This window comes from Citrobacter freundii complex sp. CFNIH2 (assembly GCF_002880615.1).
Taxonomy (GTDB): Bacteria; Pseudomonadota; Gammaproteobacteria; order Enterobacterales; family Enterobacteriaceae; genus Citrobacter_A; species Citrobacter_A amalonaticus_F.
In genome coordinates, this window is record NZ_CP025757.1 from 4821333 (window position 1) to 4837892 (window position 16560).

A 16560-nucleotide genomic window follows, 5' to 3' on the forward strand; every position below is an offset into this window, starting at 1 on the left:
GTACTTTTCCTTTAGGGCAATGGGTTTTAGGCCTGCCGGATAGCGCGACGACGCGCCAGCCAGTCTTTAATTTGCTGACGATGCAGGCTGACAGAACGACCTACGACAACGACAATTAGCAATGCGCCGGAGAGGGCGCTGGATACCTGATTGGGCACGCCAGCCATCTGCAATCCCTGCTGCAGATAGCCCACCAACAGTGCGGCGATGGCGGTACCGAGAATTGACCCGGAGCCGCCGTAGATATTGGCGCCGCCCAGGACGACCGCCGTAATGGCTGGCATCAGGAAGGAGGCGCCCAGATCGGAACGCGCAGAGCCAAAGTAAGAGACCAGCAGCACCGCCGCGACCGCCGACGCAAAGCCGGTCATCGCGTACAGCGCGTACAGCGTCCGGTTCACCGGGATAGCGCTATACAGCGCCACGCGAGGGCTTTGCCCGATCAGGAAGACATTACGTCCGGCGTGGGTCCGGTGCATCAGCAACCAGAAAAAGATCACGCTGACGAGAAAGAAGATCAGGGGGATGGGCAGGCCCAGCACATCGAGGTTGGCAAAATCGGTGAAGCCCTGCGGGAAGCCGCCAATACCTTCATAACCGGTCGCTCCCGCCATCCCCGACAACAGCAGCGCGCTGCCGCCGAACAGGTATAACGTCCCCAGGGTAATAACCAGCGGGTTCACACCCGTGTAGATAATCAACCCGGCGTTGATCAGTCCGCACAGCGCACCCAGCGCGAGCGTCAGAATAATGGCCAGCGGGAGCGGTACACCGCCCTGGAACATCACGCCGAGCGCAATGGCGCACAGCCCCATCGTCGAGCCAAAGGAGATATCGATCCCGCCGCTGACGATCACCATGGTTAAGGGCAGGGCGACAATGCCAATGCAGATAAAGTCGCTGGTGCTGAACAGCAGGACGTTCAGATCCAGCAGGCGCGGGTTCAGGGCGCCGAATCCCAGAATTTCAATTACCAGTAGCGCGGCGAGCGCCAGTTCCCAGCCGTAACGATGTAAACGAGTCATCAGGCTACCTCACGTTTTTTGGCAGTGCGCACAGAGTCCGCGGTGTTTTTTGCCGACGGACGCGGTTGGGGCGGCGGCGTGAAGCGGGCATATTTTTGCCGACGGATATTGCGTTCCAGCGCGCAGCGCAACCGGCCATCAAATACCAGCACCGCCAGCAGGACCAGACCGGCAATAAAGTCATTCCACCATGCCGGAATGCGCAGCAGGACCAGCACGCTGTCGATTTGAGTCAGGAAATAGGCGCCGAGCACGGCACCAATGATCGTCCCGGAACCACCCAGCAGGCTGATGCCTCCCAGTACGCAGGCGGCAATGGCTTTCATTTCCAGCCCGGTTCCCGTCTGATTCGGGATAAAGCCAATCTGTGAGGCAAAGACGATCCCGGCCAGCGCCGCCATACAGCCATTGAGCGAGAAGGCCAGAATCCGAATGGCTTCGGTACGCACGCCCAGTTGCCGCGCGCCCTGTAAATTATCCCCGGTGGCATAAAAACAGCGACCAAAGGCGGTTTTTGCCAGCAGCCAGGCCATCAGCAGCATCAGCAGCAGGGTCAACCAGCCAATGGCGGAGATGCCGAGGAAAACCGGGGCAGAGAGTTGCTTAAGTTGCGCTGGCAATCCTTCAATCCATTTACCGCCCGTCCAGAGCAACATGACACCGCGATACAGACCGAGCGTCCCCAGGGTGGCGACAATCGCCGGGATTTTCAGCCAGGCGACCAGCACGCCATTGATAAATCCTGCCAGCAATCCCAGTAGTAGCGTCGCCACACAGGCCACCGGCAAGGGATATCCGGCGTTCAGCAACAGCCCCAGCAGCACGGCGCACATCCCGGTGATTGATCCGACCGATACGTCGATGTTGCGGGTCAGCATCACCAGCGTTGCGCCCATCGCCAGCAGCATGAGGATTTGGGCGCTGCTGAAGATCATCGTCAGCGTCTGAACGCTGAGGTACTGGCTGTCCAGCATCCCCGGCAGCACGAACAGCAGCAGCACGGCTAACAGTGCGGTAGCCTCGCGGTTATTCTGGATAAATTTCAGCATGGCGCCTCCCCGGAATGTGGTGTAGTCCCTGACGTGCGGTCGCCAAACGCTACGTGCATGATGGTGTCGACATTAATCTCGTCGCCTTGCAGAGCATCGTTACCCGTTTCCCCCTGGTGCATGACGTAAACGCGATCGGCCATCTGTTCTATCTCCTCCAGGTCAGAAGAGATAAACAGCACCGCGACATTCTGGGCGGCAATACTGCGGAGCAACTGATAGATGTCGTTACGGGCCGAGACGTCCACACCGCGCGTCGGCTCATCCACAATCAGCACCTGCGGCGAGGCTTCAAGGCATTTGGCAATCAGGATTTTTTGCTGATTGCCGCCGGAGAGCGTGCGGGCAGGCTGTTCGGGATCGTTGAGCTTGATATTGAGCGCGCGGCGATAGCGTTCGAGCGTGGCGCTGTCTTTGGCCGGATTAGCCCAGAAACCGCTGTGGTTGTGGGTTAATGCACAAACATTCCATGCCAGCGAGGCATCCAGATTCAGCCCCGACGATTGTCGATCTTCCGGCAGATACACCAGACCGTGTTGCAGACGCTCGCGCGTGGAAAGCGTGGAGATATCCTTGCCGCCGAGCACGATGCTTCCGGCCCGCAGCGGCCGTAGCCCGTAAAGCGTTTCGGCAAGTTCAGTGCGTCCGGCACCGACCAGACCGGCCAGACCTAAAATTTCCCCGGCGCGGACCTCGAAGCTGACGTTCATAAACCCTTCGCCGGTCAGGTTCTCGAGACTTAACACCGGCGCGCCCGCATCGTGCTGCGGACGGTTGCCGGGCAATTCCAGCCACAATTTCTGTGTCGCGCTCAGCGCATTCGTGCGTGAGGCAGGCGTGATGGCCTGGATAATTTCGTCAGTGGTCAGATCCGCCGTTTTCCCGGAAAGCGCAATGATTCCGTCCCGCATCACGCTAATGTAATCCGCTATCTGGCGTATCTCTGGCAGCTTGTGGGAGATAAAGACGATCCCCACGCCGGTGCTCAGCAATTCACGCAGACGGCTGAATAAACGATCGGTTTCCGCTGGCGTCAGTGAGGCGGTAGGTTCATCGAGGATCAAAATTCGTGAATCGCGCATCAGCCCGCGCATGATTTCGACCATTTGCCGGTCGGCCACATCCAGTGAACCTGCCGGGCTGTTGATATCAAACTGGCAGCCCAGCGCGGTCAGCATCGCCGCCATTTTTTGCGCCGAGTTCTGGTGTTTGGGCAGACCAAAGAGAATGTTCTCTTTTACCGTCAGGCTGGGGAAGAGCAGCGGTTCCTGCGGGACAAGGTAGATGCCTAACTGATGCGCCAGGATGGGCGTCAATTTTGTACAGCGGGACCCCTCAATCTCAATGATCCCGCTATCCGCAGGGGTAATACCGGCGATGATTTTCATCAGCGTGGATTTCCCGGCGCCATTTCCTCCCAGGAGCGCATGGACTTCGCCTTTGCGCAAGACAAAGTCAATACCTTTCAGGACGTTGACACCAGAATACTGCTTGCAGACAGACTGCGCGCTGAGTAGTGGTGCGATCTTTTCTTGACTCATTTGCATGCCACCTCCGTTCGGCCTGGGTAGAATCAGGTTGAACAAATGTATTGTGCGATTCGAATTGTTCATAACCTTATGACCTAACTGCTCATAAAACCGACGAATAGATCACGTTTTATGCTAAAATGATCGTCAATATTAAATTTGTTCAAACGAAACCCACTGAAATGTGGGTTTAATCACAGTTATTAACGACCAATGAATGAACAATTGTGTTCAGAAATTCGATATGTTCAAAGTGAAGACAGAATGATGACTATTAATGACCCGATGATTTCCGAGCAAGGGATGTGTGAAGAAGAGCTGGTGGCGCGTATTGCGTGGTTCTATTACCACGACGGTATGACGCAGAGCGACATCAGCAACAGGCTGGGGCTGACGCGGCTTAAGGTGTCGCGGCTGCTGGAGAAGGGACATCAGTCCGGGATTATTCGCGTCCAGATTAATTCTCGCTTTGAAGGCTGTCTGGAATATGAAACCGAATTACGTCGTCGCTTTGACCTGAACAATGTGCGAGTCATCCCAGGACTTCCCGGCGCGGATGCCTGTATTCGCCTGGGGATCGGCGCCGCGCATATGCTGATGGAGTCACTCCAGCCGCAGCAGATTCTGGCGGCGGGCTTCGGCGAAGCGACCATGAATACCTTAAAACGGCTAAGCGGATTTATCTCGGCTCAGCAAATTCGCCTGGTGACGCTGTCAGGTGGCGTGGGGCCCTACATGACCGGGATTGGACAACTCAACGCGGCCTGTCCGGTCAGTATTATTCCGGCGCCGCTTCGCGCCTCTTCTGCGGAGATTGCCCGGACGTTAAAAAATGAAAACAGCGTCCAGGATGTCCTGCTGGCCGCCCAGGCTGCCGATGCGGCCATTGTCGGTATCGGCGCCATCAACCAGAAAGATGAGGCCACCATTATTCGCTCAGGCTATATCACTAAGGGTGAACAATTGATGATTGGCCGCAAAGGCGCTGTGGGCGACATTCTGGGTTACTTCTTCGATGGCGAAGGACAGGTGATCCCGGAGATGAAGATCCACGATGAACTGATTGGGTTAACCCTCAATACCCTGAAGACGATCCCGACCGTGATCGGCGTCGCCGGGGGAGTGAACAAAGCGGAAGCAATCGCTGCGGCGATGAAGGGGGGTTATATCAACGCATTGGTCACTGACCAGGAAACTGCCGCCGCCATTGTCAGCGGACAGTAATGCGTATCTGCCGTGCAGGCGCACGGCAGGAAAGTAACAGAATTTCCGTTTGTACCGTGGAGAAAGCATTGACGACCTGACAGATATAATAAGCCGAGGACTAAAACGATGGCCCGACTCTGTACCCTCTCTGAATCAGCACATTACCTGATGGCACTGGACGCCGGAACCGGAAGCGTTCGTGCTGTGATTTTCGACCTGGAAGGTAAACAAATCGCGGTGGGACAAGCGGAATGGCGGCACCTTGCCGTACCGGATGTGCCCGGCTCGATGGAGTTTGATCTGGGGAAAAACTGGCAACTGGCCTGTGAATGCATTCGTCAGGCATTGCATAACGCCGGGATTGCGCCGGAAGCGATTGCTGCCGTCTCCGCCTGTTCGATGCGCGAAGGCATTGTGGTTTATGACGCAGAGGGAACGCCCGTGTGGGCCTGTGCCAACGTGGATGCCAGAGCGGCGCGGGAAGTCAGCGAGCTTAAGGAGATCCACGACTACACCTTCGAAAGCGAGGTCTATCGCAGCACCGGTCAGACGCTGGCGTTGAGCGCCATTCCGCGTCTGCTCTGGCTGGCGCACCATCGTTCGGACATCTACCGTCGCGCCTCGACGGTCACGATGATCAGCGACTGGATGGCGTATATGCTCAGCGGCGAACTGGCGGTAGATCCTTCCAATGCCGGAACAACGGGTTTGCTGGATCTCAAAACGCGCGACTGGAAACCCTCATTATTGCAGATGGCCGGGTTGCGGTCAGATATTCTCTCTCCGGTAAAAGAGACCGGCACGCTGCTGGGAAGGGTGACGGCTCAGGCTGCTGCTCAGTGCGGGCTGAAAGCCGGCACGCCGGTGGTGGTGGGCGGTGGGGATGTGCAGTTGGGCTGTCTCGGCCTTGGGGTTGTTCGTCCGGCGCAAACCGCGGTGCTGGGGGGAACATTCTGGCAACAGGTAGTGAATTTACCCGCGCCGATTGTCGATCCCGAGATGAACGTACGCATTAACCCGCACGTCATTCCGGGGATGGTCCAGACCGAATCGATCAGCTTTTTTACCGGTCTGACGATGCGCTGGTTCCGCGATGCCTTCTGTGCCGAAGAAAAGCTGATCGCCGAACGCCTGGGCGTCGACGCCTACACTCTGCTGGAGGAGATGGCTTCCCGGGTACCGGCAGGAGCATGGGGCGTGATGCCCATTTTCTCCGACCGGATGCGCTTCAAGAGCTGGTACCACGCCGCCCCTTCGTTCATCAACCTGTCCATCGATCCAGAAAAATGTAATAAGGCCACGCTGTTTCGCGCGCTGGAAGAGAATGCGGCCATTGTGTCGACCTGCAATTTGCAGCAAATCGCCGATTTTACCGGGATCCATCCCACGTCGCTGGTGTTTGCCGGGGGAGGCTCGAAGGGCAAACTCTGGAGCCAGATTCTGGCGGATGTGTCAGGGCTGACGGTCAACGTTCCGGTCGTCAAAGAGGCAACGGCGCTGGGCTGTGCGATTGCCGCCGGTGTGGGGGCAGGGATCTGGTCATCCATGGCCGAAACGGGCGAGCGGCTGGTGCGCTGGGAGCGCGAGCATGTCCCGGACAGAGAGAAACATGAGCTTTACCGGGAATCGCGAGAAAAATGGCAGGCGGTATATCAGGAGCAGTTAGGTCTGGTCGATCACGGGTTGACGACCTCTTTGTGGAAAGCGCCGGGTTTATAACAGGAGATCGTAATGATTAAATCGAATGAAGCGCAGCATGAGTACCGTTTTGGCGACAGTGGCCCGAAGTATCTCATTCGCGGCCCGGTATGTGACATGGGCGTCGTCATGCTCCAGCCCGGTCAGTCTTTTCCCAACCATCGTCATATCGAAGCCTGTGAAATTTTTTATACTCTGGCAGGCGAGGTGACGCTGTACCTGAACGGTGAACCCTACACCTTAGGCTCGGGAGATGTTCTGCACTGCGATCCCGGTGAAGCGCATTTTCTGGTGAACAAAGGGGAGGTGCCGTGGAAAGGCGTCTTTGTGAAATCTCCCCATATTCCGGGTGACAGTCATCCGGTTGAGCCTGCCGGGTACTAGCTTTTTGGCGTTTTCACCATCAGCAGCGAGGGTATCGCTGCTGATGCTATTGATTGCTTTTGTGATCGGTTACTTTTACCGATACATCCATATTATTCTGAATTAGGATACAGTGACTGGTATCCATACTCCCGGATTGCTTTTCAACAAAGGCATTTAACCTTGTATTGACATATTCATTCATTTGTTTATATGTTTGCTCTGAACAAATAAATGCGATGTTATTATTTTGAATGATGGGATATGCTTGTATCCAGACATCATCCTGAACACCTGGTTTAATATTCCAGTTCCGATCTAACCATCCTGATGGAAAGTTTTTTGTATTAACTTTGTACCAGGTCATCGTATCGCTACGAAGACCGGTGAAAGCGAGAGTGTAGTTATTTAATTTGGTCAGCAGTCCAGGTGTTATTGTTCCAATAAAATACATAGCCATAAGGATTGTTATAGCTATTATTTGAATTGGGTTATTTTTCTTTGTCTTTTTTTTGTTGATTAAAATGTCATTGCATGCAATTAATGGTATGTATATTATGATAAGGTATGAGAGCAGTATGATTATTTTATAAAATCTGGCGACACCAGATAAAGCTGCGTTGTTATATATTGCCGACATTATTATTAGAGTTGAGATGTTTATAAATAATCCCTTAAGAAAAGCAATGAAGCTGGTTTTACATCTGTGTTGTAACCGTTCTCAGTTGAAATAACAAAGATAGAATGCAATTATAAATATTAAAAAACCTGTAACATAAGTCGTATCCGTGGTTCCAATAATTGATAAAATGATGCTGATTACAACTGAGTGAACAATGATACTTCTTGAATTGCAATTGGAGTCGAATAACGATATCCATGAGAAAATGAAGGTCGGCATTAAAAGCAATAACATCGATAAAACAATAATCAACATCATCGATGCGAAAATAGCAAGAAGTGTAGCGGGACTTGCCAGAAATGAAGTGAGGAGGTTCAGTTTATCAATGCGGGAAAGGTATATCCATATATTGATGAACCCAATTGCAGCTGAAAGTAAACTAAGTTGAGGGAGGTTTGAAAATAATAAGCTTAATACTCTTTTAAGCAGGTTGTAGACGGTGTTTTTCTTTCTGTATATGTGCTTTTTATATTTTAATTTTTCCATTCTAATTTTTTGTTCCTGAATTTATTTTATCGGTAATATTTATTTCTTTGACGCCAGTACTATGAAATTATCTATTTATAGGGCTAGTATTATGTGTTAATAAAACAGTATCTGAATTTTTATCATTAATTAGATAAAATAGTGGTAAGCCTGAGAATCTCATCCCCTAAAGACTTCCCTTCGGTGCCATTCAACGAACGCGTCCTGCGGGTAGTATGCTTTTACCTGCGGCAGAGAAATGCTCTTCCCCTGAAAATCCCAAAACAACCTGCCGACGATCCCGCTACCGTTGACCGCTTCTGAAACCTGTACTCGCATACTCTCATCTAAACCAATGGATCCCTTATCAAAAGCTTTATGATGGATTGCACAGAGGGCCAGACCATTAGGAATTTCGCAAGGGCCACCGTGCTGCTTCCATTTGATATGGGCCGCCTCCAGCGCGACAGAAGTATTGTCGTGGCGCATATTGAAGCTGCAAATGGCGCATTCGTAGTTGTAGGCTCGCAGTACCTGTTGGCGGAACAGGGGATCGCGCTGCTTACGTAGCAACTGGAGCTCAAATCCTAGTTCATCGGCGAGTTCTTCCTGAATGCTTTCGGTGAAATGGGCTTCGAGGATTTGTCGGGCGAGGGAATTAATCAGGCTCTTACTTTTTATCAGTTGGTCGTAATGTTGCTTATCAAAGCCGCCAGCAACGTTATGCTCAACCAGCTCACCTGCGGGAGGTTGTCGACTGCTGCCAAATGTGGAACAGCGCTCCGCGTTTTGCAGTTGCCAGAAACCGTCCCCCTGTAAGCGCCAGAAAGGCATATCCGGTCGGTACTGGACGCGTTGGGGGCCAAATCGCTCCAGCAGACTATGTAGGTTGTCGCGAACTTCCGAAGCGTAATCAAACAGACGCCCATGACCTTGCTGATAACCTGCCAGTACGTATAACAGCAGCAATGGCTTATGCGGCGCGCGCTGCTCGCCTTTACGCCAGGTTGTCATGTCGGCAATTGCCTGTTGCAGCATTTGACTGGAACCCATTAATTTCATTACTCGGGAAATAATTGCGATGATGCTCGCAAAATACGGCCTGATCAAGCGGTGAAGGAGGGATACACTGGCGGGGTCACGGAGTCCGGTCAATGAGACAAGCAAAGCCCCGGATTACATGGATCTCATCAAATGAATGAATTACCCGATCGCTTGCCACGTGATGTTGCACCGGCAAAATCCGCCGATGACACTGGAAGATTTAAAGCAACGATGAGATGAAATCTTAGCGATCCATCTGATTGTATTTACGCCATAAACTCATTTTGCTGATCCCCAGATGGGCGGCGACTTTCTCTTGATCCTGTTCAAAAAGATCCATGTAGAAGGCAATAATCTGTCGCTCAAGATCTTTAATGACGGCTTTCAGTTGTCCTTTACTCAGATCCGCGACGATCCTCCCATTCGTCTGTGACGCGTTGCAGGATTTTAGCGCGTTAAAGCCGGTCAGATTTAATATTTCAAACAGCGAAGCGTCGGGAAATCCGGCGGATAATAGTGCCAGTCGCTCAATAATAAAATTCAGTTCACGCACGTTTCCGGGCCAGTTGTAGGTAGAAAACAGCGCGATGAACTGCGCCAGTTTATGCCCGCAGCCCGATTTTTCGAGGAAGTGCTCAGCCAGAAAACGGACATCGCCCTCTCTTTCCCGTAGCGGAGGCACCATTAGCGGCAAGACGTTCAACCGATAGTAGAGGTCGCCGCGAAACGAGCCTTCCTCCGCCATTTTTTCCAGCGATCGGTTAGTGGCGCCAATAATCCGCACATCGACAGGGATAATGTCCTTTCCCCCCACGCGCATAATTTCGTATTCCTGTAAGACGCGTAACAGGCGGCTCTGAATAGGCAGCGGCAGCTCACCAATTTCATCGAGGAATAAGGTTCCCTGGTGCGCCAGTTCAATCAGGCCTTCTTTTCCTTCGCGCCGCGCACCGGTAAAAGAGCCCCCTTCATAGCCAAACAGTTCGCTTTCCAGCAGGGTTTCCGGAATGGCGGCACAGTTAATGGCGACAAATGGGCCACGGTGGCGTTGACTCTGGTTGTGAATACTCTGCGCGAATAACTCTTTACCGGTGCCGGATTCCCCATAAATCATCACCGGGGAGTGGGTATTGGCATAAATTTTTGCCAGATGAATCACCGACTCCATGTGCTTATTTTGCGTGAGGATATGCTCAAACCGGTATCGGGCGGTGAAGCCTTTTTTCATCAGTTTGCCGCGAATAATCCGTTCCACTTTCTGGATTTGCGGCGTATCGGTAAACGAACACACCACCCCAATACACTGCGTACCACGAAATATTGGCACCCGGCTGGTAATGATGGACGTGTTGTCCAAATCCATAATTTCCCGAATTTCGGCGGATTTTGTCAGCAATACCTGATTAATCCGTGTATTTTTAATGACCGTATCCACCGGTTTGCCAATTACCTGCGAGGCCATCAGGCCAAATATATTCTCGGCGGATTTATTGAAGATCTGGATCTCGTTATTTTCATTGGTGACGATGATCCCTTCCGTAATCGAGGAGAGGATGATCTCCAGTCGCGCCATATCCTGCTGCTTGCGGCGGGTCGTCTCAACGATAGCCATCGCTTCGCGCAGCGCGCTGTTCACCGATTCAAGACCATTTTCGATCAGAATCCCTTGCATCTCATAGTGTTCCGCCGTGTCTGACACCGGTAATCCTCCCGCCACCGTCTGGAAATTGCGTGCACGGCATTTTTTGAGTTTATCGACCATGTCGGCGTGCGACAGAAAGATAAATTCTTCAATCTCCACTTCCAGCGCGGTGGCCACCAGATTTACGTCAGATAAATAGTTCTGATAATTAAAAAAGGCGATTTTATGCGGATGTTTTTTCAGTGGCGTGAGCGATTTAAGCAAATCCAGCGCGGACGTGAGAATACGTACTACCGGAATTTTGGTCACGCGATCGATATAGTCCGCCGTACCGCCACGGCTGATAATGATGTCATAAAAATCAGGGTCGAGATTGCGGGCAATCCCCGCGGCTTTTTCCAGACTTCCGTGAAAAATATGGCAGTTAAAAATACCGGCGCACTGCTCAGACACTACGGCTGCCAGTGCCGGATAGGGGGTAATTAAGGCCAGATTCGGTAACGTTTTATGTGACATAAATCACCATGGGAAATTTGTGGCTATCACAAACCAATATCACAATTGTTATGGATTTCAAAATTGAAAGCCATTTTCCCCTCTCTCAGATAAATAGTAAAACGCAGTAAGGTTATTTATATCATCTACTTAGGTTATTTATTTCTGTTTTATTCATTTCTGGCACACATCTTGGATTAGACAAACTATAAGGCGAGCGGCCTTGTGCTCTATCTAATAAAAAGTGAGGGAAAGAATGAACAAACAGTCTGGTGTATTAAGTGGCGTTCGTGTGCTGGATTTAACCCGGGTGCTGGCTGGCCCTTATTGCGGAATGATGCTGGCGGATTTTGGTGCCGATGTAATTAAAATCGAATTACCGGGAAAAGGGGATGATTCACGAGCCAACGCGCCGCAGATCAATGGCGAAAGTGCCTACTTTATGAATTTAAACCGCAATAAGCGCGGGATGACGCTGAATCTTAAATCTGAAGAAGGTCGGCAGATATTTCTTGATTTAGTTCGCGACAGCGACGTGGTACTGGAAAATTACCGTCCGGGTGTGATGGAAAAACTGGGACTTGGCTATGAGGATTTACGTAAGGTGAATCCGGCAATTATTTACGGCGCCGTATCCGGCTTTGGTCATACCGGCCCGTATTCGAAACGCGCGGGTTACGACATTATCGGCCAGGCCATGAGCGGACTGATGAGCACCACCGGTTGGCCTGATACGCCGCCTACGCGCACCGGGACCGCTATTGCGGATGTGGTCGGGGGGATGAGTTGCGCAATTGGCGTGCTTGCCGCTTACGTCAACCGCCTGAAAACCGGCGTCGGCGAAAAAGTGGATATTGCGCTGGTCGATTCGATGGTGTCGTCGCTGGAAATTATCAACATTATTTACCTTAATACCGGACGTATTCCGACGCGTATTGGTAACCGCTATGAAGCAATTTATCCGTATGACTCTTTCCAGGCGCGTGACGGTTACGTCATTATTGCCTGCGGCAACGACAAATTATACGGCCTGCTGAAAAACGTCCTGCAAATTAGCGCGCTGGAAGATGAGAAATTTAAATCTAACCTCGACCGCGTCGCCCATCACGCCGAGCTGAAAGAAATTATCGAATGTTGGACCCGTGATTTAGATATCGACACCATCGTGTCGATGCTACTGGATGCCGGTATTCCTTCTGCGCCGATCAATACCATCGACCGCGTGACGCAGGATCCGCATATTGCTGGCGCCCGCGAAATGTTTGTCGATATTGAACACCCCGTCGCCGGGAAAATTACCATGACCGGCAATCAGGTTAAATTCACGCATAACAAGGCGACCATCAGAATGCCTGCGCCCACGCTTGGTCAACACAATTACGAAGTGCTTAAAGAACGTCTGAACTATTCAGATGAAAAAATTGAGCAGCTCATTCGTTCCGGCATTCTGTAAGGGATTCTACTATGTCGACATTTATCCAGATTACTGAAGTCGGGCCAAGAGACGGTTTTCAGAACATCAAAGCGTTTATTCCTACCGATTTAAAAATAAAAATTATCGATCGTCTGGTCGAGTCGGGGATCGGCGCGATGGAAATCACCTCGATGGTCAGTCCGAAAGCGATCCCGCAAATGAGCGATGCTCGTGAGGTTATTCAGCATGTTCTGAACACGCATCCGCATATTATTCCGTCAGTGTTAGTACCGAATGTGAAAGGGGCCAGTCTTGCCAGTGAGGCAGGCATTCAAAATATTAACTATGTGGTTTCGGTCAGCCCGGCGCATAACAAGGCCAACATTAACCGGACGCATGCCGAATCGCTGGAGGATCTTTATAAAATTCGCCACACGTTCCCGGAGATGACCATCACACTGTCGCTGGCGACGGTATTTGGCTGTCCGTTTATTGGCGAGACCAGCCGTGAAACGCTGATGGATATGATCAAGTTTGCCGATGATCTCGGGATTTCGGCGGTTACCCTGTGCGATACCATTGGCGTCGCCAACCCGACCCAGACGTTATCCGTGCTGCGTGGTATCCAGCAGAAATTCCCCAAAATGGACATCGGTTTGCATCTGCATAATACCCACGGTATGGCGCTGGCCTGTATGTTTGCTGGCGTTCAGTCGGGCATCACGCGCTTTGAGACCGCTGTCGGTGGACTGGGCGGGTGCCCGTTTGCGCCAGGGGCTGCCGGTAACGCCGCCACCGAGGATGCGGTGAATATGTTTAATCGAATGGGTTTCGATACCGGTATCTCACTGCCTGACCTGCTGGATATCGCAAACCTGATCCGCAGCACGATTGAGCCGACGTTGTTGAGCAGTCTTTCGCGTGCCAGAACCTACAGTGAATTTGATTTTTGCAGCGAAAAAATCTGACCTCTGATACGGAAACAGACATGATGAATAATAATATCGGGAAGCCGAAGATGACCCATTACAGATGGTGGGTCATGAGTTTTATCTTTGTAACCTACACCGTGGCTAATGCCGACCGCGCAAATATCGGCTTTGCTATTCCGTTTATTCAGGAAGAGTTTCAAATCTCGAATACCATGGCCGGGTTGTTAATCAGCCTGTTCTTTGCCGGATATGCGTTTTTTCAGATCCCTGCCGGGTACTTGATTAAGAAGTTCGGCATGCGTAATGCCTTTGCGATGGGGATGTTATTAACCTCCGTGTTTACGGGGTTGATGGGGATGGTGAACAACATTTTCCTGCTGAAGATCCTGCGTTTTATGGTGGGCGTCTGTGAGTCACCGGTGGTTATTGGCTCGACGGTGACCATCAACCAGTGGTTCCCGTCGAAGGAAAAAGGGACGGCAACCGGGCTGTTTCTGGCGGGATCCAAGTTTGGTCCGCTGATCGTCCCGCCGCTGTGCGCCTGGATCATCACCGTCTGGGGATGGCGCTATATTTTTGTCTTCTTTGCCATTCCTGGCTTGCTGTTGGCGATCTTCTGGTATCTGATGGTTCGCAATAAGCCGGAAGAAAGCCGCTTCGTTAATGAGCAAGAGGTCGCTTACATCCGCGAAGAACAGCTTCCGACGACGACCCAGGAAGCCGCCGCACCCGTCGCGCCTGAGTTCAATTACTGCTGGCTCGACAAGCTGATTCGCACAAAGCAGGTTGAAGAACTGTCCTGTTCAAAACAGGTCTTCCGCTGCTGGGATATTTATGGTGTCGCGCTGGGATACTTCTCGATGGTGGGGATCGTCAGCGTGCTAATGTCCTGGCTACCCAAGTATCTGATCACCGAGCGCGGATTCGATCTGACGAGTTCTGCCGCACTGGCGGCGGCGCCATTCCTCGGGACGGTAATGGGCAACTTTATCGGCGGTGTGCTTTCTGACCGGGTGCTGAACAAGCGTCGTAAACCGCTGATGTTGCTCAGTGCCGGGGCGACGATATTCACCATGTACTCGCTGGTTTATGCGCCGGAAAGCAAGATCGTTCTGTCGCTGATGCTGTTCCTGCTGGGGCTGATGCTGTCGCTGGGGTATTCCGCTTACTCGGTCTACGCGATGGGGCGGGCGAATAAAGACATTTACCCGATCGCGTACAGCGTGATCAACATGGGTGGTCAACTGGGCGGAATGTGTATGCCACTGATTGTGGGCATTATTCTGGATGCTTACAACTGGGATGCGGTGTTCATGGCGATGACCGGGTTCTGTGTTCTGTGCTTTATTCTGGTCTCCACGGTCATTGAACCGTTGTCGAAAAATATGAAGGTCAACTACCGGTAACCAGAGTGATGATGTGCGGGTAAGCGCGTGGCTTATCCGCACGTCGCCGTCCGGGTGTTCCGCTCACCATTGTCGTCACCTGGCCTGGATAATTGATTTGAATTGTGCTCTCCCGGTGCTTAAACGCTAAGGGGCAGCCCCAGTCGCGGTTCAGTAAACGGACGGAGCATCTGTAGGCGCGATCGCGCCAGGTCAATGAAAGGTATGAAACGGCACGCGAAGACTACGACTTTCCTGTTATGGAGCGCGACCGCAGAGTTCATAAAAATTAGGGTTACCTCCTCCTGTTCGTCATCGTTTTATCCGGGCGGCCTTTTGCGGCCTGCCTATCTGTGTTTGCGCAAAGGTGATGATGTATGGTTGATCGAATGTACGTTCCGCCGCTGGCTTCATGGCGGGTGAAGCAAACCCAAATTCGCGCACGCGATAAATGGGTTGAAACGGATTTGTTTGTTGAGCAGGGCGTCAGGTATTTCTTTCGTGCCACCGGAAAGTGGTGCGACATGAATCATTGTTGTGACGCGAATGGTTATACCGTCGACTATCTGAATTTTGCCCGACTCTGGCTGCGTTGCCGCCACGAACCTGCGACCTGGTTTACCTTAATTGGCACTATCGATAAATCAACCGATACCATGTTTGTCATTGGCGACGGCGCCCGACTAAATAACGGCTGGATTGCGCCTCGCAGCGGTGAGTTAGTGGTTTTTGCAAATGATATTTCAGGGATGTACTGGAATAACTTTGGTTCGGTAGTGCTGGAAATCTGGCGATGAAAAGCGAAGTCAATATTACTCTCTGATTACACGTATTCTCTATGGCGTAAAATTTAGTGTACAAAAGCAGTCGGTATTTGTGCGCTTCGTCGGATTCTTACCAAAAGCTGGCAAATTCCGGCCTTTAAAATTGATTTATATCAATTAGCACGCACTTAATTTGCGTCGTTAAAAAATGTCCTTATTTACGACTTGTTTACCTTTACTGCGTTTATGGTGGCGGTGGTAAGACGTCTGATGACAAAGAAGAGAAGTCACGTTAGCGAAAATTATTGAAAGAGATCGTCGTAACTCTCTCTAAAAAAGCCAGTTATTGGCTTCAAAGTAAACATTTATTGTAGAAGTAACTTATTGCTGCATAGGAATTTTCAATAATCACGGTGAATGTTTTACCGGAAGCGCGGGGGGCGAAATGCACTGAATTAATCAGAACATGTAAATAAACCCTGACATCATTAGCCTGCTACGGGCCATCTTTCACTTGAAACAGCGTTCCATTTTAAGGCGTTTTCTTAACATTTCCATCACCCGGCTGCTGAAATTTTGTACGTTGACTTGTTATTCGACCAACTGCATATTCCTCCCCAGTTAAGACGACATAGCCTTCAGGAGCCGACGATGCCTTCCCGCGATTACCCCGATACCCGTAAAGCCAGGGGAACCCGTTCTAAAGATATGGTGCTGTTGAGCGCCCGTGTTGAGACTACGCTTTGGGACTACGTTCGGGAGTTGGCGTTAGAAACGCGTAAAAGCAAACAGGACATTATTGCCGAAGCGCTCATGCTGCATCGCACCGCCAATGAAGGCGGCCGTGAATAAATGCGGGCGGGTTGT

General features: G+C 51.5%; 14 protein-coding genes. 8 read left to right on the forward strand and 6 right to left on the reverse strand.

Going from position 1 to position 16560, the window contains the following annotated elements:
- Positions 1-26 precede the first annotated feature (26 nt).
- From lsrD to lsrA, 3 genes are read right to left on the reverse strand one after another with little or no spacing between them, the layout of a single operon-like run.
- Positions 27-1025, reverse strand: coding sequence for an autoinducer 2 ABC transporter permease LsrD (lsrD, locus tag WM46_RS23675; protein ID WP_061075356.1), 999 nt, complete (start codon positions 1023-1025; stop codon positions 27-29).
- On the reverse strand, positions 1025-2074 hold the full coding sequence (lsrC, locus tag WM46_RS23680; protein WP_061075355.1) for an autoinducer 2 ABC transporter permease LsrC: 1050 nt from the start codon (positions 2072-2074) through the stop codon (positions 1025-1027). Before lsrC ends, lsrD begins: the two co-directional genes overlap by 1 nt.
- Positions 2068-3615 carry an autoinducer 2 ABC transporter ATP-binding protein LsrA gene (lsrA, locus tag WM46_RS23685; protein ID WP_262360422.1) on the reverse strand — a complete coding sequence of 516 codons (1548 nt, stop codon included), beginning with the start codon at positions 3613-3615 and terminating at the stop codon, positions 2068-2070. The genes lsrC and lsrA overlap by 7 nt, the downstream gene beginning before the upstream one ends.
- A 255-nt stretch (positions 3616-3870) precedes the next feature.
- Here lsrA and lsrR point away from each other — a divergent pair, with 255 nt between their 5' ends.
- The 3 genes from lsrR (at position 3871) to WM46_RS23700 (ending at position 6891) form a co-directional block, all read left to right on the forward strand.
- Positions 3871-4827, forward strand: a complete 957-nt coding sequence (gene lsrR / locus WM46_RS23690; RefSeq protein ID WP_061077934.1) for a transcriptional regulator LsrR — start codon at positions 3871-3873, stop codon at positions 4825-4827.
- Between the two features lie 108 nt (positions 4828-4935).
- The gene (gene lsrK, locus WM46_RS23695; RefSeq protein WP_061075353.1) at positions 4936-6528 is read left to right on the forward strand and encodes an autoinducer-2 kinase; all 1593 of its coding nucleotides are present in this window, start codon (positions 4936-4938) and stop codon (positions 6526-6528) included.
- Between the two features lie 12 nt (positions 6529-6540).
- A complete protein-coding gene (locus WM46_RS23700; RefSeq protein ID WP_061075352.1) occupies positions 6541-6891 on the forward strand; it encodes a cupin domain-containing protein in 351 nt (116 codons plus the stop codon).
- A 46-nt stretch (positions 6892-6937) separates the two neighbouring features.
- On the opposite strand, the gene WM46_RS23705 is transcribed toward WM46_RS23700, so the two are convergent.
- The 3 genes from WM46_RS23705 to WM46_RS23720 form a co-directional block, all read right to left on the reverse strand.
- Positions 6938-7330: a hypothetical protein gene (locus tag WM46_RS23705; RefSeq protein WP_187394426.1), complete on the reverse strand. Its 393-nt coding sequence runs from the start codon at positions 7328-7330 to the stop codon at positions 6938-6940.
- Positions 7331-8197: 867 nt separating this feature from the next.
- Positions 8198-9070 (reverse strand): phosphorothioated DNA-binding restriction endonuclease, encoded by an 873-nt coding sequence (locus tag WM46_RS23715; RefSeq protein ID WP_102603529.1) that lies wholly within the window; start codon positions 9068-9070, stop codon positions 8198-8200.
- A 235-nt stretch (positions 9071-9305) separates the two neighbouring features.
- Positions 9306-11219: a sigma-54-dependent Fis family transcriptional regulator gene (locus tag WM46_RS23720; RefSeq protein WP_102603530.1), complete on the reverse strand. Its 1914-nt coding sequence runs from the start codon at positions 11217-11219 to the stop codon at positions 9306-9308.
- A 235-nt stretch (positions 11220-11454) separates the two neighbouring features.
- Between WM46_RS23720 and WM46_RS23725 the strand changes: the two genes are divergently transcribed.
- The 5 genes from WM46_RS23725 to WM46_RS23750 all read left to right on the forward strand — a co-directional run bounded on the left by WM46_RS23725 (position 11455) and on the right by WM46_RS23750 (position 16545).
- Complete coding sequence (locus tag WM46_RS23725; protein ID WP_001041752.1) at positions 11455-12651, forward strand: CaiB/BaiF CoA transferase family protein; 1197 nt, start codon at positions 11455-11457, stop codon at positions 12649-12651.
- Positions 12652-12662: 11 nt separating this feature from the next.
- Positions 12663-13580, forward strand: coding sequence for a hydroxymethylglutaryl-CoA lyase (locus WM46_RS23730; RefSeq protein WP_102603531.1), 918 nt, complete (start codon positions 12663-12665; stop codon positions 13578-13580).
- Positions 13581-13600: 20 nt separating this feature from the next.
- Positions 13601-14950 (forward strand): MFS transporter, encoded by a 1350-nt coding sequence (locus tag WM46_RS23735; RefSeq protein ID WP_102603532.1) that lies wholly within the window; start codon positions 13601-13603, stop codon positions 14948-14950.
- Positions 14951-15306: 356 nt separating this feature from the next.
- On the forward strand, positions 15307-15726 hold the full coding sequence (locus WM46_RS23745; protein ID WP_262360423.1) for a hypothetical protein: 420 nt from the start codon (positions 15307-15309) through the stop codon (positions 15724-15726).
- A 618-nt stretch (positions 15727-16344) separates the two neighbouring features.
- On the forward strand, positions 16345-16545 hold the full coding sequence (locus tag WM46_RS23750) for a hypothetical protein (protein ID WP_061075343.1): 201 nt from the start codon (positions 16345-16347) through the stop codon (positions 16543-16545).
- Positions 16546-16560: the final 15 nt, after the last annotated feature.

What these genes read in the sequence shown, in the direction of transcription:
- WM46_RS23725 (WP_001041752.1), top strand. Translation starts at nt 11,455, where the DNA reads ATGAACAAACAGTCTGGTGTATTAAGTGGCGTTCGTGTGCTGGATTTA.
- lsrK (WP_061075353.1), top strand. Translation starts at nt 4,936, where the DNA reads ATGGCCCGACTCTGTACCCTCTCTGAATCAGCACATTACCTGATGGCA.
- lsrC (WP_061075355.1), bottom strand. Translation starts at nt 2,074, where the DNA reads ATGCTGAAATTTATCCAGAATAACCGCGAGGCTACCGCACTGTTAGCC.
- WM46_RS23750 (WP_061075343.1), top strand. Translation starts at nt 16,345, where the DNA reads ATGCCTTCCCGCGATTACCCCGATACCCGTAAAGCCAGGGGAACCCGT.
- lsrR (WP_061077934.1), top strand. Translation starts at nt 3,871, where the DNA reads ATGACTATTAATGACCCGATGATTTCCGAGCAAGGGATGTGTGAAGAA.
- WM46_RS23735 (WP_102603532.1), top strand. Translation starts at nt 13,601, where the DNA reads ATGATGAATAATAATATCGGGAAGCCGAAGATGACCCATTACAGATGG.
- WM46_RS23730 (WP_102603531.1), top strand. Translation starts at nt 12,663, where the DNA reads ATGTCGACATTTATCCAGATTACTGAAGTCGGGCCAAGAGACGGTTTT.
- WM46_RS23700 (WP_061075352.1), top strand. Translation starts at nt 6,541, where the DNA reads ATGATTAAATCGAATGAAGCGCAGCATGAGTACCGTTTTGGCGACAGT.
- WM46_RS23720 (WP_102603530.1), bottom strand. Translation starts at nt 11,219, where the DNA reads ATGTCACATAAAACGTTACCGAATCTGGCCTTAATTACCCCCTATCCG.
- lsrA (WP_262360422.1), bottom strand. Translation starts at nt 3,615, where the DNA reads ATGAGTCAAGAAAAGATCGCACCACTACTCAGCGCGCAGTCTGTCTGC.
- WM46_RS23715 (WP_102603529.1), bottom strand. Translation starts at nt 9,070, where the DNA reads ATGGGTTCCAGTCAAATGCTGCAACAGGCAATTGCCGACATGACAACC.
- WM46_RS23705 (WP_187394426.1), bottom strand. Translation starts at nt 7,330, where the DNA reads ATGGCTATGTATTTTATTGGAACAATAACACCTGGACTGCTGACCAAA.
- WM46_RS23745 (WP_262360423.1), top strand. Translation starts at nt 15,307, where the DNA reads ATGGTTGATCGAATGTACGTTCCGCCGCTGGCTTCATGGCGGGTGAAG.
- lsrD (WP_061075356.1), bottom strand. Translation starts at nt 1,025, where the DNA reads ATGACTCGTTTACATCGTTACGGCTGGGAACTGGCGCTCGCCGCGCTA.